This window comes from Streptomyces sp. NPDC020422, assembly GCF_044386705.1.
In the GTDB taxonomy this organism is placed as follows: domain Bacteria; phylum Actinomycetota; class Actinomycetes; order Streptomycetales; family Streptomycetaceae; genus Streptomyces.
In genome coordinates this window covers 356,866-382,029 of the sequence record NZ_JBIRVJ010000001.1, presented here as the reverse complement: position 1 = coordinate 382,029, position 25,164 = coordinate 356,866, and the positions used below count along the sequence as shown (strand labels likewise).

The window sequence follows — 25,164 nt, the reverse complement described above, 5'->3', positions numbered from 1 at the left end:
TAGGCTCGCCCCCGGGACGGTTCCTGCGACGGAGGGGGCGCACCGGTGGCAGAGGGAGGGCGACGCGCCCGTCTGCGCGCCGAGATGTCCGCCGACGTGCGGAGGGCGGCGCGGAACGTCATCGTCGAGAGCGGGGTCGAGACCCTGACCCTCACCGAGGTGGCCCGCCGGGTGGGCGTGACCCCCGCGGCGCTCTACCACCACTTCGAACGCGGGCTGCCGGACATCGTCGCCCATGTCGCGGACGACATCGTCGACGACCTCGTCGACGAGCTGACCGAGGCGGCCGGAGGCTGTCCGCGCGACAACTACGGGATGCGGATGATCGCTCCCAGCCGCGTCCTCAGGTCCTGGGCGATCAGCCGCCGGCGGGAGTTCTCCTTCCTCTTCGGCACCCCCGCCCGCGCCGCCGGGGACGCGCACGCCGTCCTCACCACCCGCTGGGTGCGCCGGCTGGCCGGTGTCTGGGGGCCGGCCTTCGTGGAGCTGTGGGCGGCCCACCGCTATCCGGTGCCCTCCCCCGAGCAGCTGGACCCGCGCCTGCTGCGGCAGATGCGGGATTACGTGGAGGACACCGGCGTGCCCCTCCCCCCGGAGGCCGCGGCGGTCATGCTCGGCTGCTGGCGCTCCCTCTACGGGCAGGTCGCCCTGGAGGCCTTCGGGCACTTCGAGCCGCTCTTCGGCGACCAGGAGCCGATGTTCGAGCTGCTCATGCGCGACATCATGCGCAATCTGGGGCTGAGCCACCAGTACGAGCCGCCGGCCCCCACCCGGCTCTGAGCCCCCTCACTCCGTTCCCCCCTTCCCTCCCCTTCCTGGGCAGGCCGCCCTGAGTCCGGCCTGCCCGGGAACAAGACGTCACCGTCTCGCAGACGAAAGAAGGACCCTCGTGAAGAAGCCCCTCATGAAGAGGACCACCGTGAAGAAGACCCCCGTGAAGAAGTCCCTGCGCCTGACCCTCGGCCTTGCCGCCGTCGCCGTCGCCGTCGCCGGGTCGCTGACGGCCCCCGGGTCCGCGGGCGCGGCCGCGCCCCTGGACCCCTGGTCGTGCACGCCCGGCGCGTTCTGCGTCTACTCGGGCGCCGACGGCACCGGCAAGGCCTGCGGCTGGCAGGTCGACGACCCCGACTGGCGCAAGGGCAGCACCGTCTGCGCCTGGTCGAAGGACACCCGGGTGCGGTCGGCCCGCAACCGGGGGAGCAGCGGCGCGCCGGTGGCCGCCTTCACCCGCGTCGGATACGCGGGCACCAAGGCGTTCTGTCTCGCCTCGGGCCGGAAGATCAACCTGCCCGCCGCCGGTACGTACCTGGCCAGCCACACCTGGGCGTGCTGAGTCGCCCGCCGGTGGTCTACGGCGCCATCTCGTAGGCGCCGGACAGCGCCTCCACCCGCTGCCACACGCGGCCCGTGCGGGCTTCGTCGACGACCGGACGGCGCACGGCGCCGAGCGCCCAGTCCTGCTGCCGTCCGGTCGCCGAGTCCTTGCCGTGCAGCTCGACGGCGTGCGCGGAGAAGTCCCGTACGAGGACGGCGAACAGCTCGTCGAGGACGTCCTCGTCGAGGGTGGTCAGGGCGCTCTGCTCCAGGACCAGCTGCCCGTGCACGACGAGGGCGAAGAGCTGGCCGACGGCGAGGAGCAGGTCGAGGTCGCGGCTCTGCGCCTCGTCGGGGGCGGCCGTGGTGACGAACTCGCAGAGCGCGTCGGCCTGTTCGCGGAAGCGGGCGACGTTGGGCAGGTGGGCGTACGCGTCGAAGGCCGGGCGCCAGTCGTGGAAGCGCACCGAGCCCAGGCCGCGGGCCGGGCCCTGCCGGAAGAGGAAGGTGTCGTCGGCGGCGTCGAGACGGGTCGGGACGGGCTCGTAGCCGACCGGGTCGAGCAGGTGGTTGCGCATGAACTTGAGGATCAGCGCCAGGTTGACGTGGACCGTGCCCTCGAGCTTGGGCAGGCCGCGGATCTCGACGGCGGCCTGGGCGAAGTAGTTGTCCTTCTCGAAGCCCTTGGCGGCGATGACGTCCCACATGAGGTCGATGACCTTCTCGCCCTCGGTGGTCACCTTCATCTTCGTCATCGGGTTGAAGAGGAGGTAGCGGCGGTCGTCGGGGCCGGCCGAGCGGAAGTAGTCGACGGCCCGGTCGCTGAACAGCTTCATGCCGACGAGCCGGACGTACGCGTCGGTCAGCTCGCGCCGCACGTGCGGGAAGGCGGTGACGGGGCGGCCGTAGAGGATGCGGTTCTGCGCGTGGGTGACGGCCTCGTACATCGCGTGCTCGCAGATGCCGATCGAGGCGGTGCACAGGTTGAACTTGCCGACGTTGACCGTGTTGAGGGCGGCGTCGAAGGCGGCGCGGCCGGTGTGCAGGACGTCCTCGGCGGCTACGGGGTAGTCCTCCAGGCGGAACTCGCTGACGAACTTCGAGGAGTCCACGACGTTCTTCACGAGGTGGTACGCGGGGTGCCGGCTGTCGGCGGCGAAGAAGACGTAGCCGTCCGGGCCCTCGACGTCGGTGCGGCGGCCGAAGACGGAGACGAGTCCGGCGGCGTTGCCGTTGCCGATGTAGTACTTGGAGCCGGTGGCGCGGAAGCCGCCCTGGCCGTCGGGCTCCAGGAGCATGTCGGTGGAGTAGATGTCGGCGCCGTGGGACTTCTCGGAGAGACCGAACGCGAACACCTCGCCCTGCGCGAGGAGTTCCGCCGCGCGTGCGCGGGCCTCGGCGTTGTCGCTCTGCCAGACGGGGCCGAGTCCCAGGATGGTGACCTGCCAGGCGTACCAGTAGTCCAGGCCGTAGAAGCCGAGGATCTCGTTGAGGGCGGCGATACGGGCGGTGTCCCAGCGCTTGTCCTGGTGTCCGTCCGCGGCGGCGGACGGCGTCAGGAAGGTCGCGAAGAGGTTCTCCTTCGCGGCGAAGGCGAGGAAGTCGCCGAGCCAGGCCCGGGTCCGGTAGTCCTCGATCAGGCGGCGCTTGCCGCGCTCCTCGAACCAGTCGACGGTGGCGCGCAGCAGGCGGCGGGTCTCCGGGTCGAAGTGTGCGGGGTCGTAGGTGCGCGGGTTGAACAGCAGCGTGTCGGCCATGGTGGGGTCGCCTTTCGGCTGGTGGGTCGAGGGTGGTGGAGGGGGCTGGGGCGGGACGGTCAGTCCGCCGGCCCGAAGCGCCGCAGCGTGGCGAGGACGTCGTCGAGCCAGTCGAGCATCATCCGCTCGTACGCGATGCCGCCGCGCAGCACCGCGTGCTGGAGCTCCCGCTCGGCCTCGCTCACCCCGGCCGCGCGCGCGTCGGCGCCGGTGAAGTCCCGCACCTCGCCCGCGAGGTACCGGGCCAGCCGCTCCTCGTGGGCCTTCCGGTGCCGCAGCACCTCGTCGACGAGGGCGGCCGGGTCGTCGAAGGCCGCACCGCGGATCTTCACCGCGAGGTCGTGCCGGACGCTCTCGGGCTCGATGGGCTCGTGCAGCCACGAGGAGAGCGCGGCCCGCCCGAGATCGGCGACCGAGTACTCCCGCTTGTCGGGACGCCCCTGCTGCGGGACGTCCCGGGCGTCGACCCAGCCGTCGTTCTCCATGCGCTTGAGCACGCGGTAGATCTGCTGGTGGGTGGCGGTCCAGAAGTACCCGATGGACCGCTCGAAACGCCGGGCCAGCTCGTAGCCGGAGCCCGGCTTCTCCAGCAGGGAGACGAGGATCGCGTGTTCGAGCGCCATGGACGGGATCTTGCTATGCAACGGGTTGCATAGCAAGATTCACCGCCCCGGTGAGACGCGGCTCACGAAGCCCCCTCCCCCGTCACACCCCCTCCGGAATCCCCTCCTCGAACCGCAGGTGGCGCGCGGCCGAGCGCTCCAGGACCTCGTTCCCGCGGTCGGTGTCAGGCACGGGCGTCTCCGGTCAGTTCGGTCAGGGGGTACGGCCGACGGGGCTGCCAGCCCAGTTCGTCCACGGCGCGGCGGCCGGAGACGACCTGGCTGAGGGCGAGGGCCTCGGCGAACGGGCCGCCCAGCTCCTCCACGGCGAGGTCGAGGGGCCAGGGTTCGGCGCGGCCGGGGCCGCCGGCGGAGATGTCGGCCGCGGCGGCGAGCGCGGCGACGGGGACCGCCTCGTGGGCGACGCCGTGCAGCAGTGTGCCCTCCTCTGCGCGGTGCAGGGCGAGGACGTAGAGCGCGGCGAGGTCCTCGACGTGGACCATGGGCCAGCGGGTGTCGACCGCGCCGACGTAGCGGCCGGTGCCGTGCGCGCGGGCCCAGCCGGTCATGAGCGCGGGGATGCCGCCGCCGTTGCCGTAGGCGATGCCGGGGCGGATGACGACGGCCCGTACGCCGTCGTCTGCGGCGGCGAGGACCTGCCGTTCGATGCGCGGACGGTAGCCGAGGATGCCGATCGCGTCGGTGGCCGCGTCCTCGTCGACGGCGGTGTCGCCGGTGGCGCCGAGCACCCGGACGCCACTGGTGTAGACGAACGCCCGACCGGTGCCGCGCAGCGGTTGGAGCAGGCCCTGCACGGCGGCGGCGTCGACGGCCTCCTCGCCGGTGGGCGCCGCGATGTGCAGGACGGCGTCGATGTCGTCCGTGACCGCCGCACGCAGCGACGCGGGGTCGGTCAGGTCGCCCACGCGCGCCGGCACGTCGGGGGCGAACCGGGCGGCGTCCTTCACCAGGCGGACCACGTCGTGGCCGGCGAGCGCCAGCCCCTCGACGACGGCGGAGCCGATGTATCCGGTGGCGCCCAGGACGAGGACCCTCACGCTGGTTCCCTTCACTCGCGTACGGTGCCGGGGCGCCGTTGGGGAGGCGCTCCGCGACGGTGCGTAACGAGGTCAGGTCCGCGGGGGTTTCGGGCCTTGTTCCCGCGCGCACGCTCCCTTGACACTGCGCGCACGCCAGCGCTGGACGGCCTGGCCGCGGAACTCGGTCGGGCTCGTGCCGTACGCGGCGCGGAAGGCGCGGCTGAAGACCGCGGCGTTGGGATAGCCCCAGCGGGCGGCGATGGCGTGCACGGGGTGGCCGAGGAGTTCGGGGCGGGCCAGGTCGGCGTGGCACCGTTCGAGACGGCGGCGCCGGATGGAGGCGGCGACGGTCTCGCCCTGACCTGCGAAGAGCAGGTGGAGCCTGCGTACGGAGATGTGGTGGTGGGCGGCGATGGCGGGCGGGGTGAGGTCCGTGTCGCCGAGGTTGTGGTCGATGAAGGCGTTGATCCGCGCGAGCAGGGCCTCCGCCCGTGCCTCCGCGGGGAGTTGGTCGCAGACGTCGAGGTGGGAGGCGAGGCAGGCGGAGAACAGGTCGACGGTGACCTGGTCGAGGCGGGCGCGTTCGTGTGGCGCGCAGTCGGGGCCGTGGGCGGCGACCGTCCTGAGGAACTGGGCGAGGACGGCGCCCATGCCGCTCTCTCCGTCGAGGCGCCTGGCGAGCAGTCGGTCGACCCGGTCGGGGCGCAGCGGCAGGGCCTGCTTGGGCACCTGGAGGACGATCGCGCCGATCGGCTCGGTGCCCTCGGTGGTGCCGGACTCGAAGGGGCGGGAGGTGTCCCACAGCACCATCTGGCCGACCGGCTGCGTGGACTGGGTGCGCTGCTGGGAGAACCAGGTGGTGCCGCGGGTGAGCAGTGCGAGGTGGTACTGCTCGGGGTCGCTCTGCCGGATGAGCGCCGGTGTCCGCCGGGAGCGCAGGGGTGTGTACGAGAAGGTCGCCACCTGGACGCGGCCCAGGTCGAGACCGGCCATCTCCCCCTGGAAGGGGTCGCCGTTCTCCGGTTTGATGGCTATCGGCGCCAGTTCACGTGTGACGAGGTCGGAGAACCACTCGAACCGGTCCTCCTCCGGCAGGCCTGCGGAGCTCGCTCGTGCCCACATCTCGAACACCCCCTTGTTCGCTGTTCTTTCCTGCGCAGTCCTGCGCTGTCCTGCGCGGTCCTGCGCTGCCGGCACCACGCTAGGTCACGAACGGGGGCCGCGCCCCACCGTGCCACGCGAAGTGGCGGCGGAGTGCGGCCCCGGGGGTGGTTCGGGGGGAGGGGTCAGGCGGGCACGACCGGAGTGCCCGTCAGTTCGACCCCGGCGCCCCGCAGTTCGTCGAGCGCCCGGGCGGTGGAGGCGGGAGCGGCGCCCACGGTGTGGTCGAGCAGGACGCGTACGCCGAATCCGGCGTGGACTCCGCCGAGGGCGGTCGCCTTCACGCAGTGGTCGACGGAGACGCCGACCACGTCGAGGGTGTCGACCCCCTCGGCGCGCAGCCAGTCGCCGAGGGCGGTGCCGTCGGCGGTGGCGCCTTCGAAGCCGCTCTTCGAGGCGGAGTGGGCGCCCTTGAAGAAGACCGCGTCGACCGCGCCGGAGAGGACGACGGCCTCGAAGTCCGGGTGGAACTCGCTGCCTTCGCTGCCGGCGAGGCAGTGCACGGGGAAGGAGTCCTCGAAGTCGGGGGTCTGCGAGAAGTGGTCCCCCGGGTCGATGTGGTGGTCGCGGGTGGCGACCACCCGCACATAGCGGTCGCCGTCCTGCTCCTTGACGAGTTCCGCGATCGAACGTGCCAGTTCGTCAGCCCCCTTGACCGGGATCTTCCCTCCCTCGCAGAAGTCCTTCTGCATGTCGACGACGATCAGCGCGCGGCCCGCCATCGGTCCTCCTTGTTCGTGTGGGGGTACGGGTCAGCCGGCGAGCAGGTCGAGCACCTGGAGCTCGTCGACGGAGAGCTCCGGGATGTCCACGTCGTGGCTGAGCGTGGTGGCGGAGCCCACCGCGTGGCGCGGGGCGTCGGCCTCGGCGGCGCCGGCGACGGTGCCGAGGGCGACGCCCGCGAGGGCGAGGGCGGTGAGGGAACGCGCAGTGAGGTTCATGCCCGGTTAACGATCTTTATGACGGTTCGGTCACTACGCAGTGTGCACGATCTGGATCAGGTTGCCGCAGGTGTCGTCGAGCACGGCGATCGTCACGGGGCCCATCTCGGTCGGTTCCTGGGTGAACCGGACGCCGAGCGCCCGCAGCCGCTCGTACTCGCCCCGTACGTCGTCCACGGCGAACGCGGCGGCCGGGATGCCGTCCTCCACGAGCGCCTCCTTGTACGGCTTGACGGCGGGGTGGACGTCCGGTTCGAGGAGCAGTTCGGTGCCGTCGGGGGCCTCCGGCGAGACGACGGTCAGCCAGGCGTACTCGCCGAGGGGGACCTCCGTCTTCTTCTCGAAGCCCAGCACGTCGGTGTAGAAGCGCAGGGCCTTCTCCTGGTCGTCGACGAAGACGCTGGTCAGGTGGATCCGCATGGGGTGCTCTCCGGTTCGGCGTCGAGGGGTGCGGTGGCATCGCCGCGTACGGCACCTGTCTACCAAGGGAGCGGGCCGAAGGCCCCGGACGCGGCCGAGCGGAACACTGTGGTGGAGTCGGTAAGACGCCGTCACCGAATCGTGAAGGTCGCGGGGGATGCTCGGTGCAGTCGAGCGCACGTCGCGCTTTCTCACCTCGGGGGCACCACACCATGAGCACGATCCGAAGAGCCACTCTCGTCGCCGCAGCCGTCTCCACCGCGCTCGTCCTGACGGCCTGTGGGCCCTCCGAGGACGGCGCCGCGGGCGGCGGCGCGGGTCCGGCGACGTCCACGTCGCCCGCGAGCCCCCCGAAGACCGACGCCCCGGCGAAGAGCGCGGCTCCCACGGCGACCGCCACGCCGACGAAGACCGCGGCGCCGATCAAGACCGCCGCCCCGACGAAGACGGCGAAGCCCACGACGGACCCCGACTACGACGTCTTCCCGTGCAGCACGTTCGACGTGACGTTCTCGGCGAGCCTGGCCGAGCCGACGACCGGCAGCTATCTGCTGAAGATCACCAACAAGACCGCCAAGCCGTGCCGGGTGCTGGGCCACCCGATCGTGACCTTCGGCGGCCTGGACGGGACCGCCATCGAGCGGGGCACGGCGCCCTCGCCGGAGGAGTCGATCCGCCTGGAGCCCGGCAAGTCCGCCTACGCGGGGCTCATGGGCGGCCCGCACGACGGCAAGGGGCACACGGTCGAGTCGATCGCGATGACGATGAACACCGAGTCCGACCTGGAGCAGAAGCCGCTCAAGGCCTCGACGCCCGGCCTGTACGTCTCCCCCGACAAGAACTCGGTGGGCGCCTGGTGGGACAACGCCGAGGACGCGCTCAGCATCTAGCCGGCGCGTCCGGTCAGCGCACGCCCCGGGTGCGGAACTGGACGCTGATGCGGGGGCCGACGGCACGGGTGGTCTTGGGGACCGCGTGTTCCCAGGTGCGCTGGCAGGAGCCGCCCATGACCACCAGGTCGCCGTGGCCCAACGGCAGGCGCAGGGCCGTCGGTCCCCCGCCACGGGGCCGGAAGGCGAGGTCGCGGGGGTCTCCGAGGGAGACGATCGCGACCATCGTGTCGTGGGTGGCGGAGCGCCCGGTGCGGTCGCCGTGCCAGGCGACGCTGTCGCGGCCGTCGCGGTACAGGCACAGGCCCGCGGTGACGAAGGGTTCGCCGAGCTCGTGCATGTAGTGGGCGCCGAGGCTCTCGCGGGCCTCGGTGAGGACGGGGTGCGGGAGCGGGGCGCCCTCGCGGTAGTACGCGAGGAGGCGCGGGACGGCGACGACGTTGTCGTACATGGCCCGCTCCTCGGCCTGCCAGGGCACGTGCTCGGCGAGCTGCTCGAACAGGGCGTCGGCCCCGTGGAGCCAGCCGGGCAGGTGGTCGATCCAGGCGCCGGAGGCCAGCTCGGTCCGGCGGACGCCGAGGAGCGGACCGAGTCCGATGTCGTCGCCCTGGTCGAAGAGGGATCCCTGGAGGCCGGCTTTCATGAGTCCAGGGTAGACCCTTATCGAACGCGTGAGCGAATCAGTCGGCGGGGTGGTCGGTGAGGTGGCGGTAGCTGCGCGGATTCGCCGCCAGGAAGTCGGCGAAGGACTGCGGCGGGTGTCCGGTCAGGGTGAGGACGGCGTCGGAGACCGTGTCCATCTCGTCGGTCGCCACCGCCTCGTACGAGGTGACCCAGCCCTCGACCTGCCAGTCGGGGGCGTCGTAGCCGGCCCGGGAGGCGAAGGCCTCGTCGCGGGTCTCCGGGACGTAGCGGACGGGACGGCCCGCGGCCCGGGCGAGGGTCGCGGCGATCTCGGCGAAGGAGAGTGCCTCGGGGCCGGTCATGTCGTACGTGGCGCCGTCGTGCTCCGCGCCGCCGAGGAGGACGGCGGTGGCGGCGTCGGCGATGTCGTCATGTGCGACGGGGGCCACCCGGCCGTCGCCGGCGGGTCCCCGCAGGATCCCGTCGGCGCCGGTCATCGCGGCCAGGTCGGCCTGGTACATGCTGTCGCGCAGGAAGGTGTGGCGGACGCCGGTGGAGTTGATGTGCTGCTCGGTGTACCAGTGGTCGCGGGCGTACGTGAAGGTCGCGTGCGGGGCCGCGCCGAGGTACGACAGGTAGACGACCCGGCGCACCCCGGCGGCCACGGCCGCGTCCACCGCGGTGGCGTGGGTCCTGACCCGGCCCGGCCCCTCGTGGGCCGAGACCAGGAAGAGGGCGGCCACGCCGTCGAGGGCCCCGCGCATCGCGGCGGCGTCGTCGTAGGACGCCGTCCGGGTGTCGGCGACCGGCAGCCGGGAGAGCTTCTCCCGGTCGCGCCCGAGCGCCCGTACCGCGGCCCCCGCCTCGGCGAGGCGCCGGGTCACGCGCCTGCCGATGCGTCCGGTCGCTCCGGTGACCGCGATCAGCTCCGTCATGGGCGTGGCCCCTTTCCGCCGTGCGTCCTTCCGCCGTGTCCTGCCCCCATTCGACCGCGGGCACGGCGGCGGCGCACGCGTTACGCGCGGCCGGCGGTCATGTCCATCAGCCGGGCGAGGACCCGGCCGCCCGAGGCGCTGACGCCGTCGTGCTCCCACTCGTTGGTGACCCAGGCGCGGGCGGCGCCGATCGCCCGGACCGTGCCGAGGGAGATCCCCGCGTCCACGTACATGTCGTCGTGGTAGACCACGGCCGCCAGCGGGACCTCGTTGGCGGCCAGCCGGGCGGGGTCGTACAGCGGGGGCCAGTCGGTGCGCCGGGCGAGGAGCTCGGCGGCCTCGGCGAACGGGCGCAGACCGCTCACCTCCTCGAACATCCAGGGGTGGATGGTCTCGCCGGTCAGGAGCAGCGGGTCGGCGTCCTCGGCGAACTCCGGGAACGCGGCGAGGGCCCGCTCCGCCGCCCAGGCGGTGGGCCCGGTGCCCTGGGCGTAGATCGACTCGTGCAGCACGGCGAAGAGCGGGTTGTCGGTGAAGCCGGTGAGGGCCGCCACCTGGTGCAGGAAGGTGTCGGTCGGGCCACCGTCGCCGGTCTCGTCGAGGGCCTCGTCGAGCAGCCAGTGCAGCCGCTCGAAGCCGTCGCCCATGCCGAGGGCGAGTCCGAGGCTGCGCAGCCGCCGGACGGTGAGCCGGTCGCCGCCGGGCAGGCGCACGTCGGTGGCGGTGAGCAGGTCGGCGAGCTTGCGGAGCCGGGCGGCGTCCTCGGGGTAGCGGGCGTAGAAGTCGAGGACGCGGTCGCGCACCCGCGGGTAGGTGTGGGCGTAGACGTCGTCGGCGGTGGCGGTGAGGCCGGGCAGGCCTCCGGTGATGTGGCAGGAGCGCAGGCCCTCGGGCGCGAGGGAGAGGTAGGTGAGGGTGACGAAGCCGCCGTAGCTCTGCCCGAGGGTGTCCCAGGGGGTGTCGCCGCAGAGCCTGCGGCGGATCAGCTCGGCGTCGCGGACGATGGCGTCGGCCCGGAAGTGGGCGAGGTGGCCCGCGAGCCGCGCCGGGTCGCCGAAGCGTGCGGCGGTGCGGGCGGTGACGGGGGTGGAGCGGCCGGTGCCGCGCTGGTCGAGCAGGAGGACGCGGTGCGTCCTGAGCGCCTGGTCCAGCCAGCCGGGCGAACCCGCGGTGGGGCGGGGGGACTTGCCGCCGGGTCCGCCCTGCAGGTAGAGCAGCCAGGGCAGGGGCTCGGCGGCCCGGGCGGGGTCGACGACCTCGCGGGCGAAGACCCGGAGGGTGGGCCCGCCGGGGGCGTCGTGGTCGAGCGGGACGTCGAAGACGTGGTCGGTGGTCGCGTACGCGGGGTTCATGACGGCGTCCTCCTCACAGGCCCCGGGCGGGCGACAGCGTGTACGTACGGGACGAGGTGTAGAACTCCAGCGCGGCCTGTCCCTGTTCGCGCGGGCCGAAGCTCGATGCCTTGGTGCCGCCGAAGGGGAGGTGGAAGTCGACGCCGGTGGAGGGGGCGTTGAGCCGGACCATGCCGGTGTCGAGGCGGTCGAGGGTGTGCAGCGCGGTGCCGAGGTCGGCGGTGTGGACGGACGTGACCAGGCCGTAGCGGGCCGCGTTGGTGAGGCGAACGGCGTGGTCGAGGTCGCTCGCGGTCAGCAGCGCGGCGACGGGGCCGAAGACCTCCTCGCGGAGCAGCCGGTGTCCGGGCGGGGCCTTCTCGACCAGGGTGGGGGCGGCGTACCAGCCGGGGCCGTCCGGCACGGTGCCGCCGGCGAGGAGGGGCAGGTCGCGCCAGGCGGCGGTGACGTCGGCGCGGGCGCTCTCGTCGATGAGCGGGCCGCAGACGGTGCCCTCGTCGGCCGGGTCGCCCACCGGGACGGCCCGCAGGGCCTCGGCGAGCGCCTCGCGCAGCGGGCCGAGGGCGGTGCCGACGGCGATCACCCGGCTGGTGGCGGTGCACTTCTGCCCCGCGTAGCCGGCGACGGAGGCCGCGATGTGGGCGGCCGCCTGGCCGAAGTCGGCGTCGGGCAGGACGATCGCCGCGTTCAGTCCGCCCATCTCGGCCTGGACGGGGATGCCCCGGGCGGTGGCGGAGCGGACGACGGCACGGCCCACGCTCGACGAGCCGGTGAACGAGACGACGTCGGCGGCGGAGACCAGTGCGCCGCCCTCCGTGGCGCCGCCGGGGACCACGGTGAACACCCCCGCGGGCAGGGCCTGTTCGACGAGCTCCGCGAGGCGCTGGGCGCAGGCGGTGGCCTCGGGTGCGGGCTTGAGGACGACGGCGTTGCCGGCGGCGAGGGCGGGGGCCGCCTTCCAGGTGGGGATGGCGAAGGGGAAGTTCCAGGGGGTGATGAGCCCGGCCACGCCGTGCGGGCGGCGCCGGGTGAGCAGCAGGCCGGGTCCGGCGACCGTCTCGTGGACGGCGCCCGTGGCGGCGAAGGGGGCCTGCGCGTAGTAGCGCCAGATCGCCGCGGTGCGCGCGACCTCGGCGCGGGCCTCGGCGAGCGGCTTGCCGACCTCGCGTACGGCGAGCGCGGCGAGCTCGGCCGCGGCGGCCTCGACGGCGTCGGCGACGGCGCCGAGTGCGGCGGAACGGGTGGCGGCGCCGGCGAGCTGCCACGCGGTCTGGGCGGTGCGGGCGCGTTCGACGGCGTCGGCGGCGGCGAAGGCGCCGGGGGCCGTGAGCCGGACGAGGACGTCGGCGGGGTCGGCGGGGTTGCGGGAGATGACGGTCATGCGGCGAACCTTCCGGGTGGAGAGGGGGTGTGGGGGCCGGCCGTGTTCCACGGTGTTCAAGGGCTTGCGCAGTACAATTTCACATTACTATGTTACGGGTCACATTCCAGCCGCCCTTGGCTGTTCGACTCTCCACTCGGAGTGACCCTGATGGACAAGCACACCCGAAACGCCCTCGCCGCCGCCCTGTTGGCTGCCCTCACCCTCGGTGCGACCGGCTGCTCCGGCGCGGGCGGAGGCGCAGGTGCCGGCGGACACCGCGGCGCCAACCCCGCGACCGGCACCAACGGCCGGATCCTGGGCGGCACACCCGCCAGGGGCGGCACCCTGACCGTGCTGTCCAACCAGGACTTCACCCACCTCGACCCGGCCCGCAACTGGGTCATGGGCGAGATGGACTTCGGCACCCGGCTGCTCTACCGCACCCTGCTCACCTACAAGGCGGAGCCCGGCGCCAAGGGCGGCGAACTGACCCCGGACCTCGCCGAGGACCTCGGCACCTCGTCCAACGGCGCCAAGACCTGGACCTTCCGGCTGAAGAAGGGCCTGAAGTACGAGGACGGCTCCCCCGTCACCGCCCAGGACGTCAAGTACAACGTCGAGCGCTCCTTCTCCCCCGAGCTGCCCGGCGGCCCCGACTACGCCGCCCGCTACCTCGCCGGCGCCGAGGGCTACCAGGGCCCGGCCACGGGCAGGCACCTCGACTCCGTCAAGACGCCCGACGACCACACGATCGTCTTCGAACTGCGCAAGCCCTTCGCCGAGTTCCCCTACGCGACCGTGCTGCCCACCTTCGCCCCGGTGCCCAAGGCCCAGGACAAGGGCCCCCAGTACGACAACCGCCCGTTCTCCTCCGGCCCGTACAAGGTCGAGTCGTACGCCAGGGACAAGCAGCTCGTCCTGGTCCGCAACCCGCACTGGGACCCGGCGACCGACACCGTCCGCAAGGCGTACCCGGACCGGATCGTCGTCACCATGGGCCTCAAGGCCAACCAGATCGACGACCGGCTCGTGGCCGCCTCCGGCGCCGACGCCTCGGCCGTGCCCTGGGACAAGCTCCGCCCCGAGTCCTCCCCCAAGGTGCTCACCCGGCCCGAGGTCAAGGCCCGGCTGCTCGCCGAGTCGACCAGCTGCACCGAGATGGTCCAGATGCACACCGGCCGGGCCCCCTTCGACGACGTCCGGGTGCGCAGGGCCGTGCAGTACGCGCTCGACCGCGAGGCCGTCCTCACCGCCTCCGGCGGCCCCGCGCTCAACGACCCCGCCACCGCCCTCATGCCCGGCTCCCTCTTCACCGGCGGCAAGCAGCCCGACACCCTCGGGATCCCGCTGACCGGCGACGTCGAGAAGGCCAGGCAACTGCTCAAGGAGGCCGGCAAGCCCGAGGGCTTCACCACCCACATCACCGTCTCCAACGGCGACAAGGGCGTCGGCGAGGCCGTCCAGCAGTCCCTCGGCCGGGCCGGCATCAAGGTCGTCATCGACACGGTCGACCCCTCCGCCTTCTACGACACCATCGGCGACACCACCTCGCGCACCGACCTCGTCTACACCGGCTGGTGTCCGGACTACCCCTCCGGCTCCACCTTCCTGCCCTTCGTCTTCGACGGGCGCTTCATCAAGGTGAAGGGCAACTCCGGCAACCACTCGCTCTTCCGCGACCAGGCGACGATGCGGCGGATGGACGAGATCGCCGCGATGACCGACGCCGCCCGCGCCAACAAGGCCTGGCAGGAACTCGACGGGCAGATCCTCGCCAAGGCCCCGACCGCCCCCGCCGTCATCGAGCGCAAGCCGCTCCTGATCGGCCCGAACATCGCCGGGGCCTTCGGCCACACCTCCTTCGGCGGCCAGATCGACTACGCGACGATCGGCCTCAAGGACCCCGCGAAGAGCGGAAGCTGAGCGCCGACGTGACCGCCTCCACCCTCACCGCGACCCCGGACCCGGCGGCCCCGCAGGACCTCCGCGAGGGCGGCCCCTGGCGGCAGGCCCGCGCGGAGCTGCGCCGGCGCACCTCCGCCCTCGTCTCCCTCGTCGTCGTCGCGCTCTTCGCGCTCATGGCACTCGCCGCCCCGCTGCTCAGCGCCCTGGGCGGCTGGCGCCCCGACGAGTTCGACAAGTCGGCCGTCGACCCCTACCTGGGCGGACTGCCCCTCGGACCGCTCGGCGGGATCTCCGCCGAGCACTGGCTCGGCGTCGAACCCGTCACCGGTCGCGACCTGTTCGCCCGGGTCGTGCACGGCGCCCAGGTCTCCCTGCTCATCGCCTTCGCCGCGACGGCGATCGTGGTCCTGGCCGGGGTCGCGGCGGGCGTCGCCGCCGGCTACTTCGGCGGGCGCACCGACACCGTGCTCTCCCGGCTGATGGACCTCACGATGTCCTTCCCGTCCCTCATCTTCATGATCGCGATGATGTCGGTGGCCCGTGACGTCAACCGGATCCTGCTCATGACCCTGGTCATCGGCCTGTTCGGCTGGCCCGGCATCGCGCGGATCGTGCGCGGCCAGACCCTCTCGCTCAAGCACCGCGAGTACGTCGACGCGGCGCGGGTGAGCGGCGCCGGGCACTGGCGGATCCTCACCCGGGACGTGCTGCCGGGCGTCGCCGGGCCGGTCATCGCGTACACCACCCTGATCATCCCCGGGATGATCGCCACCGAGGCGGCGCTCAGCTACCTGGGCGTCGGGGTGCGCCCGCCCACCCCGTCCTGGGGACAGATGATCGCCGAGAGCGTCGCCTTCTACGACACCGACCCGATGTACTTCGTGGTGCCGAGCCTCTGTCTCTTCCTCACCGTCCTCGCCTTCACCCTGCTCGGTGACGCGCTGCGGGACGTGCTCGACCCGCGCGGAGGCCGCTCGTGATCCTCTACGTCGCACGCCGGCTGCTGGGCGTCCTCGGGGTGCTCACCGCCGTCGCCGCCATCACCTTCGTCATCTTCTACGTGCTGCCCTCCGACCCGGCCGCCGCGGCCTGCGGCAAGGCGTGCAGCGCCGAGCGGCTCGCCGCGATCCGCGCGCACATGGGCCTGGACGAGCCGCTGTGGCGCCAGTTCGCCGACTTCGTCACCGGCATCTTCACCGGCCGTACGGTGGGCAGCGGACCGTACGCGCTGCAGTGCGACTTCCCGTGCCTGGGCTACTCGTACGAGAACAGCCAGCCCGTGTGGGACCTGCTGGTGGACCGGCTGCCCGTCTCCACCTCGCTGGCGCTCGGCGCGGCCGTGCTCTGGCTGATCCTCGGGCTCGGCGCGGGGGTGCTCGCCGCGCTGCGCAAGGACACGCTCACCGACCGGGTGCTGATGGTCGGTGCCGTGGCGGCCGCCTCGCTGCCCGTGTACTTCACCTCGGTGATGCTGATCTACGGACTGATCCGGGTGGGCGGGCTGCTGCCCTATCCGCAGTACGTGCCGTTCGGCACGGACCCCGCGTCCTGGGCGACGAACCTGCTGCTGCCCTGGCTGGCCCTGGCGATCCTCTACGCGGCCATGTACGCGCGGCAGAGCCGCGGTTCGATGATCGAGTCCATGGCGGAGCCGTACATCCGCACCGCGCGGGCCAAGGGGCTGCCGCACCGGACCGTGGTCGTCAAACACGGGCTGCGGGCCGGGATGACGCCGATCCTGACCATCTTCGGCATGGACCTCGGCGGGCTGCTCGCGGGCGCCGTCATCACCGAGTCGATCTTCGGCCTGCCGGGGATCGGGCGCCTCTTCTACGGGGCGCTGGCCACCGGAGACCAGCCGGTGATCCTCGGGGTGACGCTGCTCGCGGCCGCCTTCATCGTCGTCGCCAACCTGTGCGTCGACCTGCTGTACGCCGTGGTCGACCCGCGAGTGAGGTACTGATGAGCACCCCCGAACCCCTGCTGTCGGTCGGCGATCTGACGGTCGTCTTCCCGACCCGGCACGGTCCCGTGCGCGCCGTGGACGGGCTCTCCTTCGACGTGCCGCGCGGCCGCACCCTCGGCATCGTCGGCGAGTCCGGCTCCGGCAAGTCCGTGACCTCGCTGGCCGTGATGGGACTGCACACCGGCGCCGAGGTCTCCGGCTCGGTCACACTGGACGGGCAGGAGCTGGTCGGACTCCCGGAGCGCGCCCTGAACCGGCTGCGCGGGCGGCGGATGGCGATGATCTTCCAGGACCCGCTGTCCAGCCTGCACCCGTACTACACGGTCGGCGAGCAGATCGCCGAGCACCACCGGGTGCACTTCGGTTCGCGCCGGGCGGTGGCCCGGCAGCGGGCGGTGGACGCGCTGGCCGAGGTCGGCATCCCGGAGCCGAAGCGCCGGGCGGGCGAGTACCCGCACCAGTTCTCCGGCGGCATGCGGCAGCGCGTGATGATCGCCATGGCGCTGGTCTGCGAGCCCGACCTGCTCATCGCGGACGAGCCGACGACCGCGCTCGACGTCACCGTCCAGGCCCAGATCCTGGAGCTCGTCGCCCGCGTCCAGCAGGACCGGGGCCTGGGCGTCGTCATGATCACCCACGATCTGGGCGTGGTGGCCCGGGTCGCCCACGAGGTGCTCGTCATGTACGGCGGGCGGGCCGCCGAACAGGCCCCGGTGGACGCCCTGTTCGCGTCGCCCGCGCACCCGTACACCCGGGGGCTGCTCGACTCCCTGCCGCGGCTCGACGACCCCGACGACGTGCCGCTGCGGGCGATCCCGGGATCCCCGCCGTCCCTGCTCTCCCCGGCGCCGGGCTGCGCCTTCGCTCCGCGCTGTCCGCGCGCCTCGCTCGGCACGGGCGAGGAGCGGGCCCGCTGCACGGCCGAGCGCCCGGCGCTCACCGGCCCGGTGGACCATCCGGTGGCCTGCCACTTCCCCGCGTACGAAGGCGTCGTCCGATGAGCACACAGCACACACAGCCCGCGCCCCCGCTCCTGTCCGTGCGGGACCTGACCATGACCTTCCCCGGGCGCGGCGTCCGCGCCGCCCGGGTCAGGGCCGTCGACGGGGTGAGCTTCGACCTCGCGGCCGGGGAGACCCTGGGCCTGGTCGGCGAGTCGGGCTGCGGCAAGTCGACGACCGGGCGGATGATCGTGCGGCTCCTGGAACCGACGGCCGGCTCCGTCACGTACGACGGGCGCGACATCAGCCGGCTGCCGCAACGGGCGCTGAAACCGCTGCGGCGCGAGCTGCAGATGGTCTTCCAGGACCCGCACTCCTCGCTCAACCCGCGCCAGACGGTCGCGCGGATCATCTCCGATCCGCTTCTGGTGCACGGGAGTTCGGCGACGGACGCGCGCAAGCGGGCGGTGGAGTTGATGGAGCTCGTGGGGCTCATCCCCGAGCACATCGACCGCTATCCGCACGAGTTCTCCGGTGGTCAGGCGCAGCGGATCGGCATCGCCCGCGCGCTCGCGACGGGTCCCCGGCTCGTCGTGGCGGACGAGCCGGTGTCGGCGCTGGACGTCTCGGTGCAGGCGCAGATCGTCAACCTGATGGAGCGGCTCCAGGCCGAACTGGGCCTCGCCTATCTCTTCATCGCCCACGACCTGTCGGTGGTGAAGCGGGTCTGCGACCGGGTCGCCGTGATGTACCTGGGCCGGATCGTGGAGATCGGCGCGAAGGACCGGGTGTACGAGGCGCCCGCGCACCCGTACACCCGGGCGCTGCTCTCGGCGGTGCCGCTGCCGGATCCGGCGGCCGAACGGAGCCGGGAGCGGATCACCCTGCTCGGCGACCCGCCGAGCCCGGCCGCTCCCCCGCCGGGCTGCACCTTCCATCCGCGCTGCCCGAAGGCGCAGCCGCTCTGCAGGACGGAGGCTCCCCCGCTGCGGCGCGTCACGGCCGGGGAGCAGAGGGAGGTGGCCTGCCACTTCCCGGAGCCGGACGGGGGCGTGCCCGCCGGCGGGTGAACCGGCTTCGCCCGACGCGGAGCCGTGGAGAAGTGGATCCGCGGGGGTACGGGGGCGCAAGGCCGCGGGGCGCAGGGCCGCAGGGCCCACAGGGCCGCAGGGCCGCAGGGCCGCAGGGCCGCGTTCAACGGCTCGGGGTGTCGGCGTCGGCGTCGGCGCCGAGCCCGCGGTCCCGCCGCCCCGCGGCCCGTTCCCCGTCGAGCCGTCGCACGCGGCTCTGTCCGAGGCTGCCGGTGTGCTCCGGGGGGACCGGCAGCGTCGCGGGCCTCGCCTTCCCCCGGCCGCGCCGCCCGCCCGCCCGCCTGCCCCTCTCCCGTGGCCGGATTCAGTTGGTCGCGGGCCGCAGCCGGTCGACGGGGTGGGTCTCCACGTAGGTGCCGACGGCGTCGTCCTTGTAGGCCTTCCACAGGGCGGCACAGCGCGCCGGGTCGAGGTGGACCACGGACTGGCCCTTCACCATGCCCGTCCCCTTCACCGGCGCGTTCATGAAGGTCATGTCACCGGCGCGGACCTCCCGCATGTTCCACACCAGCGTGCGCATCTCGTCGTCGCCGAAGCGCTCGTCGACACTGACGGTCTCGGTGAAGATGTCCAGCGTCTTCTTGAGCTGGAGGGGGTCCTTGAGCGACGCGGAGGTCATCACCTTCTCCAGGACCGTGCGCAGGTAGTTCTGCTGCCGGTGGGTGCGGTCGAAGTCGCCGTTCGGCAGGCTCTTGCGCTCCCCCACGTAGTCCAGGGCCTGCTCGCCGTCCATGTGCCGGCGCTCGCCGTCGGACATCAGGATGTCGACGCCGCCGACGGCGTCGGTGAGCTTGCGGAAGCCGTTCCAGTCGATGACGGCGAAGTGGTCCACGCGCACGTCGGTGAGGCGCTGCACCGTGTCGATGAGCAGCGGCGGCCCGCCCCAGGAGAAGGCCGCGTTGAGCTTGGCGCGGCCCCGGCCCGGGACGTCCACCCAGGAGTCCCGGGGCAGCGAGACGACGTAGGCGGCGGAGTGGTCGGCCGGTATGTGCACCAGCATCATGGCGTCGCTGCGCTGGTCGCCGTACTTCCACAGCGAGCCCTTGGCGTCGCTGCCGGTCGTGGGGACGTCCGAGCGCGAGTCGAGCCCCATGAGGAGGAAGTTCTGGCCGCCCTTGGAGGCGGCGGGTACCGGCGCGTTCGTGGGGAAGGTCCGCGGGATCCGCTGCACCCGGTCCGTGTAGTGCTGGTACGCCCAGTAGCCGACGCCCGCGGTGAGCAGCACCGCCGCGACGAGCAGCGAGAGGGCGGTGAGCAGCACCGTCCTCGCCCTGGGGCGCCGTCGTCTCCGTATCGTGCCCTCGGCCTCCACTGACCCGCTCATCCGGTACGGCTCCCCCTCCGCTGGACCCCTCGACTCGCCCCGCCCGGGGCGTACTTCAGGCCACCAGGATGCCGAAGATCGGCGGGGCGCGGGGCAAGTCACGGGAACCGGGTGGGAGCGGAACGGGGTGGGTGTCGGGCTGTTCCTCCCGGGTGGTGAGCTCTTTCGACCCGGAGCACGAGCTGCCGGCCCCGGCGCGGGAGGGCAAGGGGCCGGGTGGGTCGGGGCGACACGGGACTGCCCGGGGTGCCGTTCCCGACCCCGCAGACGCGCGCGGAGGCGCCCGCGGCCCCTCGGGGGCGGCGGGCGCCTCTGCCTGCGTCGACGAGTCCCGTGGGGCTACGCGCCGCCGCGCCGGACCCGGGCCGCCTTGCGGGCCTCGGCCGTGCGCCGGGCGTCGGCGGACTTGCGGGAGGCGTTCTTGGTGCGGCCGGGCCGCCCGGGGACGGTGCCGATGCCGCGGAACTCGGCACCCCGCCGGTCGCGCTCGCCGGAGCCGGGCGCGCCGCCCTTCGGGGTGCCGGACACGGCCTTGGCGCCGGTGATCCGGCGCAGCTCGGGGTCTCCGGGGCCGGCCTTGGCGGTGCGCGCCCGGACGCCCGCCTCCGCGAGGAGCTTCGCGAGATCGCGGCGCTGGTCGGGCAGGGCCAGGGTGACCACGATGCCGGCGGCTCCGGCCCGTGCCGTGCGCCCGGCGCGGTGCAGGTAGTCCTTGGCGTCGGCGGGCGGGTCGACGTTGACGACGAGGTCGAGGTCGTCGACGTGGATGCCGCGGGCCGCGACGTTGGTCGCCACCAGGACGGTGACCGCTCCGGTCCTGAACCGCTCCAGGGTGTCGGTGCGCTGGGGCTGCGACTTGTCGCCGTGCAGCGCGGCGGCCCGCACCCCGCCGGCGACGAGCTGCCGGGTGAACCGGTCGACGGAGGCCTTGGTGTGCAGGAACATGATCACGCGCCCGTCGCGGGCGGCGATCTCGGCGGCGGTGGCGAACTTCTCGGCCCCGTGGACATGGAGCACGTGGTGCTCCACGGTGGCGGCGCTCGCGCCGTCCTGGTCGGCCGCGTGGACCACGGGGTCCTGGAGGTAGCGCCGGACCAGCGTCTCGACGTCCTGGTCGAGGGTGGCGGAGAAGAGCATCCGCTGTCCGCCGGACGGCACCTGGTCGAGCAGTTCGGTCACCTGGGGAAGGAACCCCATGTCGGCCATCTGGTCGGCCTCGTCCAGCACGGTGATCGCGACCTGGTCGAGCCGGCAGTCCCGGCGTTCGACCAGGTCCCGCAGGCGCCCGGGGGTGGCGACGAGGACCTCGGCACCGGCCTTCAGCTCGGCGGCCTGCCGGCCCGACTGCAGACCGCCGACGACGGTGGCGAGGCGCAGCTTCAGAGCCTGGGCGTACGGGGTGAGCGCCTCGGTCACCTGCTGGGCCAGCTCGCGCGTCGGGACGAGCACCAGGGCGAGCGGCTTCTTGGCGTCGGCGCGCCGGCCGGCGGTGCGGGTGAGCAGCGCGAGACCGAAGGCGAGCGTCTTGCCCGACCCGGTGCGCCCGCGGCCGAGCACGTCGCGGCCCGCGAGGGCGCTGGGCAGGGCGGCGGACTGGATCGGGAACGGGATGGTGACGCCCTGGGCGGTCAGGGTCGACAGCAGCGCCTCGGGCAGAGCCATGTCGGCGAAGCGCTCCGCGGCCGGGAGCGGCGGGGTGCCGGTGGGCTCGGTGAGCCCGGCGAGGCCGGTGGGATCTCCCGTACGGGCGGAGCGGTCCATGGATGCGGTGCCTTCTTCGGTAGGGATGCGGTGCCCTCTTCGGTGGGGTGCCCTGTTCCCTGGGGTGCCAGGGGTCCCACCAAGGAAAACACGGTGGGAGGGGCCGGGCCGAATCGCGGTGGTGCGGGAGGACCTCCCCGGTGCGGGAGGGGCGCCCGCGTCAGCCCGCTGCGGCGTCTCCGCGGCCTCCAGTGCCGCTGCCGGTTCCGCGGGTTCCGTGGAGCCGACGGTGGTGCGGGGCAGCGGGGCGCGGACCCGGGTGCCGCGGCTCCGAGACCTCGGCAGGGCCGTCAGGGAGGTGCCATCGACCGAGGCCCCGAAGTGGGTGGTACGTGAAGCTCCGCGCCGTGCCCCGCAGGGGATGGGCGGCCAGGAGGGACCTCGCTCGCCGTGCTGCTGCCGGTCGTCCTCGTGGGCGTCGGGCAGTATCCGTACGTGCCGACGTCCGCCGACGTCCGCCGACGGCCCGCCCGCCGGTCCGACGGGTGGGCCGGGCCGCGGCGGACGGGGGCACGCCGGAGCTGCTCCTCGCCTTCGGGGTGCTGCCGGTCCCGGTCGTCATCGGCTACCGGGCGTGGAACTGGTGGGCCTCCCGGGGCCGGGGGACGGCGCGTGACGCGGGCTGGTTCGGCCCGGGCCGGGGACCGGACGCGGTCCGGAGCGGCGGGACGGGCCCGGGGAGCCGGTCAGCCGGTCAGCCGGTCAGCCGGTCAGCCGGTCAGCCGGTCACGGTGATCTGCTGGGCCGGGGCGGTGGTGTCGGTCAACTGGTAGGTGGCGCTGAAGGTGGCGGACTGGTTGCCGGTCGGGCAGAGGAAGCCGCCGGTGACGGTCGCGGGGACGGGCGCGTTGGCGATGGCCAGGCTGGAGGGGGCGCCGTTGGTCCAGGTGCCGTTGACGGCGGTCGGGCCGCTCGGCGAGGCGGTGATGGTGCAGCTGGCGAGGCCGCTGGTCTTGAGCACCACGCCGCCCTTCGGGATGGTGAAGCCGCCGGTGACGGGGGCGCCGTTCTGGACGGAGAGCGACCAGGCCCCGTTGGTGGCGTTGCTGGTCACGGTGACGCTCACGCCGGTGATGCTGGTGGTGCAGCTGCCGAAGGTGGGCGGGTTGACGGGCACGGAGACGGGGCCGGCGTCGTTGTGGTTGCCGGGGGCGGCGGGGACGGTGTTGTTCGCTCCGGTCGTCGGCACGGAGGCGGAGACGGTGCAGGTCATGGTGGTCGACCCGGCGACGAAGGTGGCCTTGCCGGTGAGCTTGGCGGCGAAGGAGTGGCCCGCGGGGAGCAGCGTGGTCGAGGCGGCCTGGGTGCCGGTGGCCCCGAACGCGAGGGCGGAGGCGGCGGCGAGGCCGGTGAGCGAGACGAGCAGCTTGGACATGGGGATCTCCTCGGTGTTCGACGGTGGGGTGCGAGGAGGTGCGGATGCGCGAGGTGCGGATGCGTGGGGTGCGTACGCGTGATGCTGGGGGGATCGCGCAAAGTGACTTGAGAGTAGAACCGGCCGGTAGGGGTGTCCAGGCAGGATTTCCGCCACTACTGACGTTCCGTCAGGAACGTTGGCCCGACCCGGTACTTGACACCGACAGGGCCGGGACCGGGTCGGCGCCCCGGGTTGACCCCCGCCCGGACTGGCCCCATGGAATCCACGGTGAAGGCCGACGGCGGTGAACTCCGGGCGGAGGACACGGGAGGCGAGGGACTGCCGATGGTCCTGGTCCACCCGGGTGTGGGCGACTCCACGATCTGGGACCCGGTCCTGCCGGCGCTCGCCGCGCGGCACCGGGTGATCCGCTACGACGCCCGCGGATACGGGCGCTCGCCGGCGCCCTCGACCCCCTACTCGCCGGCCGCCGACCTGTCCGCGGCGCTCGACCATTTCGGCCTCGGGCGCGCGCGGTCCTGGTGGCCTCCAGTATGGGCGGCGCCGCCTCGGTCGGCCTGACGCCGGACGGGCCGGGACGGGTGGCGGGACTCGCGCTGCCCGTCCCCGGGTCACCGGCTACGACGGCATGGACGAGACGGAGCCCTACCTGGCGGTGGAGCGGCCGGCGAAGGCCGGCGACATGGAGGGCATCGCGCGTCCGGGGATGGGCATGCGGGGCCGGGCCGGCGGCGGCACCCCCGAGTCCGCCCCGGTCGTGGCGGCGCACTTCCGGGCCGTGCTGCCCGCCTGGTTCGCCCATGTCGGCCACCGGCGGACCGACCCTCCGGCCTTCGACCGGCTCGGCGAGATCGCGGTGCCGACGGCGCCGGCCCTGGGCGAGCTCGACCGGCCGGAGGTCGTGCGCCGCAACGAGGAGATGGCGGCCAGGATCCCCGGCTGCCGGCTCGCCCGGCGGCCGGCTCGCCCGACTGGCCGCCTGGTCACCTGACCACCTGGCCGCCTGGCCGCCTGGCCGCCTGGGCGCCTGGCCGCCTGGCCGCCTGCGACCACTCTCCGAAGCTGCGGGAGCCGGAGACCGCCACCCGGCTGATCGAGGAGTTGTACGCCGAGGCCGCCGCCTGAACCCGCCGCGGCCGCGCACCGGGAGCGGGGTGCCCCGCGTGCGACGCCGCCCCCGGAGCGGAGCCGGGTCCGGGGGCGGCGGAGAGCGGCGATGTCGGCACACGACGCTCTCCCGGTGCGGGGTCCGAGAGCCCCCACGGCTCCCGATCAGGACGACCCCGACCCCTCGATCCTGCCTCGCCCCGCCCCCCGGTTCCGCGATCTTCGGGCACCTCCCACCCGATCCGGGGAAGCCTCCCGTTTCCCTTGACGCCGCCACCGGATCCGTAACTCGGCGTTTCCCGCACGGTGGTTGACGGCCGCAGGGGCGTACTGCGAAGGTCTGGCCCCCCACCACCAGACCGCCAAGGAGTTGTCGTGCACCTGATAACCCGCCCGCCCGAGCGGCCCCGCGGCCGGCGCCGCTCCCTCCTCGCCGCCCTCCTCTGCGCCCTGGCCCTCGTACTCGGCGTCCCCGCCACCGCCCACGCCGCGGTCCTGCAGCAGCTCCCGCAGAACGCCGACGGGCTCGACCAGACCTTCGCCCCCGCCTACGACTACGACACCGACGGCTGCTACGCCACCGCCGCCATCGGCCTGGACGGCACCGTCAACCCCGGTCTGAAGCCGGGCGGCACGGTCAACGGCCACTGCCACGACTACGCCCAGCTGGCCGCCGCCAACAGCTACTCGCGCAGCAAGTGCAACAACGGCTGGTGCGCCGTGATGTACGCGAGCTACTTCGAGAAGGACCAGGCGACCTGGGGCCCGCTGGCCATCGGCCACACCCACGACTGGGAACACGTGGTGGTGTGGATCAGCGGCGACCAGGTCCAGTACGTGTCGGTCTCGCAGCACAGCGGCTACGAGGTGGCCGCGCGCTCGGCGGTGCGCTTCGACGGCACCCACCCCAAGGTCGTCTACCACAAGGACGGGGTCTCCACCCACTGCTTCCGCTTCGCCAACCCGGACGACGACCGGATCGAGAACGCCACCGGCGCCTGGTTCTACCCGCGGCTCGTGGGCTGGAACGGCTACCCCGCCGGGCTGCGCGAGAAGCTGACGGGCGCCGACTTCGGCTCCGCCACCCTCAAGATCAGGGACGTCGACTTCGCGGGCGCCCTCGGCCGGGCCAAGCCCGCGGGCATCCCCTTCGACCCGAACGCCTGACGCCCCCGGCACGAGCGGGCGGCGGGCGATCAGGCCGTCCGGAGGCGATCCGGCCGTCCGGAGGCGACCACCCCGCGCGGAGGCGATCAGTCCGTGCGCGGGCGTCCGATCCGGACGGAGGCGAT

25 protein-coding genes are annotated in these 25,164 nt (G+C 73.4%); 11 read left to right on the top strand and 14 right to left on the bottom strand.

The genetic code is table 11. The annotated features are described in order from the left end of the window. Positions 1 to 45 precede the first annotated feature (45 nt). Together ACH414_RS01820 and ACH414_RS01815 are read left to right on the top strand one after the other, a co-directional pair. A complete protein-coding gene (locus ACH414_RS01820; protein ID WP_382534439.1) occupies positions 46 to 780 on the top strand; it encodes a TetR/AcrR family transcriptional regulator in 735 nt (244 codons plus the stop codon). A gap of 124 nt (positions 781 to 904) precedes the next feature. Further along, entirely contained in the window at positions 905 to 1,333 is a 429-nt protein-coding gene (locus tag ACH414_RS01815) for a peptidase inhibitor family I36 protein (protein WP_391768123.1), read from the top strand. A 16-nt stretch (positions 1,334 to 1,349) separates the two neighbouring features. Here ACH414_RS01815 and ACH414_RS01810 read toward each other — a convergent pair whose 3' ends face one another. The 7 genes from ACH414_RS01810 to ACH414_RS01780 form a co-directional block, all read right to left on the bottom strand. Further along, positions 1,350 to 3,071 carry an acyl-CoA dehydrogenase family protein gene (locus ACH414_RS01810; protein ID WP_398940556.1) on the bottom strand — a complete coding sequence of 574 codons (1,722 nt, stop codon included), beginning with the start codon at positions 3,069 to 3,071 and terminating at the stop codon, positions 1,350 to 1,352. A gap of 59 nt (positions 3,072 to 3,130) precedes the next feature. Then, the gene (locus ACH414_RS01805; protein WP_382534433.1) at positions 3,131 to 3,694 is read right to left on the bottom strand and encodes a PadR family transcriptional regulator; all 564 of its coding nucleotides are present in this window, start codon (positions 3,692 to 3,694) and stop codon (positions 3,131 to 3,133) included. 164 nt (positions 3,695 to 3,858) lie between these two features. Next, positions 3,859 to 4,746 (bottom strand): NAD-dependent epimerase/dehydratase family protein, encoded by an 888-nt coding sequence (locus tag ACH414_RS01800; protein WP_382534431.1) that lies wholly within the window; start codon positions 4,744 to 4,746, stop codon positions 3,859 to 3,861. A gap of 57 nt (positions 4,747 to 4,803) precedes the next feature. Beyond that, positions 4,804 to 5,835, bottom strand: a complete 1,032-nt coding sequence (locus ACH414_RS01795; RefSeq protein ID WP_382534429.1) for a helix-turn-helix domain-containing protein — start codon at positions 5,833 to 5,835, stop codon at positions 4,804 to 4,806. 164 nt (positions 5,836 to 5,999) lie between these two features. Further along, entirely contained in the window at positions 6,000 to 6,596 is a 597-nt protein-coding gene (locus ACH414_RS01790; RefSeq protein WP_398940555.1) for an isochorismatase family protein, read from the bottom strand. A 30-nt stretch (positions 6,597 to 6,626) separates the two neighbouring features. Next, positions 6,627 to 6,815 (bottom strand): hypothetical protein, encoded by a 189-nt coding sequence (locus ACH414_RS01785; RefSeq protein WP_382534425.1) that lies wholly within the window; start codon positions 6,813 to 6,815, stop codon positions 6,627 to 6,629. Positions 6,816 to 6,848: 33 nt separating this feature from the next. Next, entirely contained in the window at positions 6,849 to 7,235 is a 387-nt protein-coding gene (locus ACH414_RS01780) for a VOC family protein (RefSeq protein ID WP_382534424.1), read from the bottom strand. A 212-nt stretch (positions 7,236 to 7,447) separates the two neighbouring features. On the opposite strand from ACH414_RS01780, the gene ACH414_RS01775 reads away from it, so the two are divergent. Continuing rightward, positions 7,448 to 8,125, top strand: a complete 678-nt coding sequence (locus tag ACH414_RS01775) for a DUF4232 domain-containing protein (protein ID WP_382534423.1) — start codon at positions 7,448 to 7,450, stop codon at positions 8,123 to 8,125. A 13-nt stretch (positions 8,126 to 8,138) separates the two neighbouring features. On the opposite strand, the gene ACH414_RS01770 is transcribed toward ACH414_RS01775, so the two are convergent. From ACH414_RS01770 to ACH414_RS01755, 4 genes are all read right to left on the bottom strand, one after another. After that, positions 8,139 to 8,768 carry an alpha-ketoglutarate-dependent dioxygenase AlkB gene (locus ACH414_RS01770; RefSeq protein WP_398940554.1) on the bottom strand — a complete coding sequence of 210 codons (630 nt, stop codon included), beginning with the start codon at positions 8,766 to 8,768 and terminating at the stop codon, positions 8,139 to 8,141. Between the two features lie 37 nt (positions 8,769 to 8,805). Further along, entirely contained in the window at positions 8,806 to 9,684 is an 879-nt protein-coding gene (locus ACH414_RS01765) for an SDR family oxidoreductase (RefSeq protein ID WP_382534420.1), read from the bottom strand. Positions 9,685 to 9,764: 80 nt separating this feature from the next. Next, positions 9,765 to 11,036, bottom strand: coding sequence for an alpha/beta fold hydrolase (locus tag ACH414_RS01760; protein ID WP_382534418.1), 1,272 nt, complete (start codon positions 11,034 to 11,036; stop codon positions 9,765 to 9,767). Positions 11,037 to 11,049: 13 nt separating this feature from the next. After that, positions 11,050 to 12,417 (bottom strand): aldehyde dehydrogenase family protein, encoded by a 1,368-nt coding sequence (locus ACH414_RS01755; RefSeq protein ID WP_398940553.1) that lies wholly within the window; start codon positions 12,415 to 12,417, stop codon positions 11,050 to 11,052. A gap of 150 nt (positions 12,418 to 12,567) precedes the next feature. On the opposite strand from ACH414_RS01755, the gene ACH414_RS01750 reads away from it, so the two are divergent. The 5 genes from ACH414_RS01750 to ACH414_RS01730 are packed head-to-tail and all read left to right on the top strand — an operon-like array spanning position 12,568 to position 18,281. Further along, positions 12,568 to 14,322 carry an ABC transporter substrate-binding protein gene (locus tag ACH414_RS01750; protein ID WP_386561974.1) on the top strand — a complete coding sequence of 585 codons (1,755 nt, stop codon included), beginning with the start codon at positions 12,568 to 12,570 and terminating at the stop codon, positions 14,320 to 14,322. Positions 14,323 to 14,330: 8 nt separating this feature from the next. After that, positions 14,331 to 15,284 (top strand): ABC transporter permease, encoded by a 954-nt coding sequence (locus tag ACH414_RS01745; RefSeq protein ID WP_398940552.1) that lies wholly within the window; start codon positions 14,331 to 14,333, stop codon positions 15,282 to 15,284. Next, positions 15,281 to 16,267 carry an ABC transporter permease gene (locus ACH414_RS01740; RefSeq protein WP_398940551.1) on the top strand — a complete coding sequence of 329 codons (987 nt, stop codon included), beginning with the start codon at positions 15,281 to 15,283 and terminating at the stop codon, positions 16,265 to 16,267. The genes ACH414_RS01745 and ACH414_RS01740 overlap by 4 nt, the downstream gene beginning before the upstream one ends. Continuing rightward, on the top strand, positions 16,267 to 17,271 hold the full coding sequence (locus ACH414_RS01735; protein WP_398940550.1) for an ABC transporter ATP-binding protein: 1,005 nt from the start codon (positions 16,267 to 16,269) through the stop codon (positions 17,269 to 17,271). The genes ACH414_RS01740 and ACH414_RS01735 overlap by 1 nt, the downstream gene beginning before the upstream one ends. After that, positions 17,268 to 18,281 carry an ABC transporter ATP-binding protein gene (locus ACH414_RS01730; protein WP_398940549.1) on the top strand — a complete coding sequence of 338 codons (1,014 nt, stop codon included), beginning with the start codon at positions 17,268 to 17,270 and terminating at the stop codon, positions 18,279 to 18,281. The genes ACH414_RS01735 and ACH414_RS01730 overlap by 4 nt, the downstream gene beginning before the upstream one ends. Positions 18,282 to 18,606: 325 nt before the next feature. On the opposite strand, the gene ACH414_RS01725 is transcribed toward ACH414_RS01730, so the two are convergent. From ACH414_RS01725 to ACH414_RS01715, 3 genes are all read right to left on the bottom strand, one after another. After that, on the bottom strand, positions 18,607 to 19,626 hold the full coding sequence (locus ACH414_RS01725) for an LCP family protein (RefSeq protein ID WP_382534404.1): 1,020 nt from the start codon (positions 19,624 to 19,626) through the stop codon (positions 18,607 to 18,609). A 339-nt stretch (positions 19,627 to 19,965) separates the two neighbouring features. Further along, on the bottom strand, positions 19,966 to 21,387 hold the full coding sequence (locus ACH414_RS01720; protein ID WP_398940548.1) for a DEAD/DEAH box helicase: 1,422 nt from the start codon (positions 21,385 to 21,387) through the stop codon (positions 19,966 to 19,968). A 718-nt stretch (positions 21,388 to 22,105) separates the two neighbouring features. Beyond that, positions 22,106 to 22,762, bottom strand: coding sequence for a hypothetical protein (locus ACH414_RS01715; protein ID WP_382534400.1), 657 nt, complete (start codon positions 22,760 to 22,762; stop codon positions 22,106 to 22,108). A gap of 258 nt (positions 22,763 to 23,020) precedes the next feature. Between ACH414_RS01715 and ACH414_RS01710 the strand changes: the two genes are divergently transcribed. The 3 genes from ACH414_RS01710 to ACH414_RS01700 all read left to right on the top strand — a co-directional run bounded on the left by ACH414_RS01710 (position 23,021) and on the right by ACH414_RS01700 (position 25,039). Continuing rightward, on the top strand, positions 23,021 to 23,326 hold the full coding sequence (locus tag ACH414_RS01710) for an alpha/beta fold hydrolase (RefSeq protein WP_398940547.1): 306 nt from the start codon (positions 23,021 to 23,023) through the stop codon (positions 23,324 to 23,326). 67 nt (positions 23,327 to 23,393) lie between these two features. Next, entirely contained in the window at positions 23,394 to 23,756 is a 363-nt protein-coding gene (locus tag ACH414_RS01705) for a hypothetical protein (protein WP_398940546.1), read from the top strand. A 491-nt stretch (positions 23,757 to 24,247) separates the two neighbouring features. Continuing rightward, entirely contained in the window at positions 24,248 to 25,039 is a 792-nt protein-coding gene (locus ACH414_RS01700) for an NPP1 family protein (RefSeq protein WP_398940545.1), read from the top strand. The last annotated feature ends 125 nt before the right edge of the window (positions 25,040 to 25,164 follow it).

Coding starts and splice junctions, on each gene's coding strand:
- ACH414_RS01815 (WP_391768123.1), top strand. CDS start 905: ATGAAGAGGACCACCGTGAAGAAGACCCCCGTGAAGAAGTCCCTGCGC.
- ACH414_RS01810 (WP_398940556.1), bottom strand. CDS start 3,071: ATGGCCGACACGCTGCTGTTCAACCCGCGCACCTACGACCCCGCACAC.
- ACH414_RS01805 (WP_382534433.1), bottom strand. CDS start 3,694: ATGGCGCTCGAACACGCGATCCTCGTCTCCCTGCTGGAGAAGCCGGGC.
- ACH414_RS01795 (WP_382534429.1), bottom strand. CDS start 5,835: ATGTGGGCACGAGCGAGCTCCGCAGGCCTGCCGGAGGAGGACCGGTTC.
- ACH414_RS01790 (WP_398940555.1), bottom strand. CDS start 6,596: ATGGCGGGCCGCGCGCTGATCGTCGTCGACATGCAGAAGGACTTCTGC.
- ACH414_RS01785 (WP_382534425.1), bottom strand. CDS start 6,815: ATGAACCTCACTGCGCGTTCCCTCACCGCCCTCGCCCTCGCGGGCGTC.
- ACH414_RS01780 (WP_382534424.1), bottom strand. CDS start 7,235: ATGCGGATCCACCTGACCAGCGTCTTCGTCGACGACCAGGAGAAGGCC.
- ACH414_RS01775 (WP_382534423.1), top strand. CDS start 7,448: ATGAGCACGATCCGAAGAGCCACTCTCGTCGCCGCAGCCGTCTCCACC.
- ACH414_RS01770 (WP_398940554.1), bottom strand. CDS start 8,768: ATGAAAGCCGGCCTCCAGGGATCCCTCTTCGACCAGGGCGACGACATC.
- ACH414_RS01765 (WP_382534420.1), bottom strand. CDS start 9,684: ATGACGGAGCTGATCGCGGTCACCGGAGCGACCGGACGCATCGGCAGG.
- ACH414_RS01760 (WP_382534418.1), bottom strand. CDS start 11,036: ATGAACCCCGCGTACGCGACCACCGACCACGTCTTCGACGTCCCGCTC.
- ACH414_RS01755 (WP_398940553.1), bottom strand. CDS start 12,417: ATGACCGTCATCTCCCGCAACCCCGCCGACCCCGCCGACGTCCTCGTC.
- ACH414_RS01750 (WP_386561974.1), top strand. CDS start 12,568: ATGGACAAGCACACCCGAAACGCCCTCGCCGCCGCCCTGTTGGCTGCC.
- ACH414_RS01735 (WP_398940550.1), top strand. CDS start 16,267: ATGAGCACCCCCGAACCCCTGCTGTCGGTCGGCGATCTGACGGTCGTC.
- ACH414_RS01730 (WP_398940549.1), top strand. CDS start 17,268: ATGAGCACACAGCACACACAGCCCGCGCCCCCGCTCCTGTCCGTGCGG.
- ACH414_RS01725 (WP_382534404.1), bottom strand. CDS start 19,626: ATGAGCGGGTCAGTGGAGGCCGAGGGCACGATACGGAGACGACGGCGC.
- ACH414_RS01720 (WP_398940548.1), bottom strand. CDS start 21,387: ATGGACCGCTCCGCCCGTACGGGAGATCCCACCGGCCTCGCCGGGCTC.
- ACH414_RS01715 (WP_382534400.1), bottom strand. CDS start 22,762: ATGTCCAAGCTGCTCGTCTCGCTCACCGGCCTCGCCGCCGCCTCCGCC.
- ACH414_RS01710 (WP_398940547.1), top strand. CDS start 23,021: ATGGAATCCACGGTGAAGGCCGACGGCGGTGAACTCCGGGCGGAGGAC.
- ACH414_RS01705 (WP_398940546.1), top strand. CDS start 23,394: ATGGACGAGACGGAGCCCTACCTGGCGGTGGAGCGGCCGGCGAAGGCC.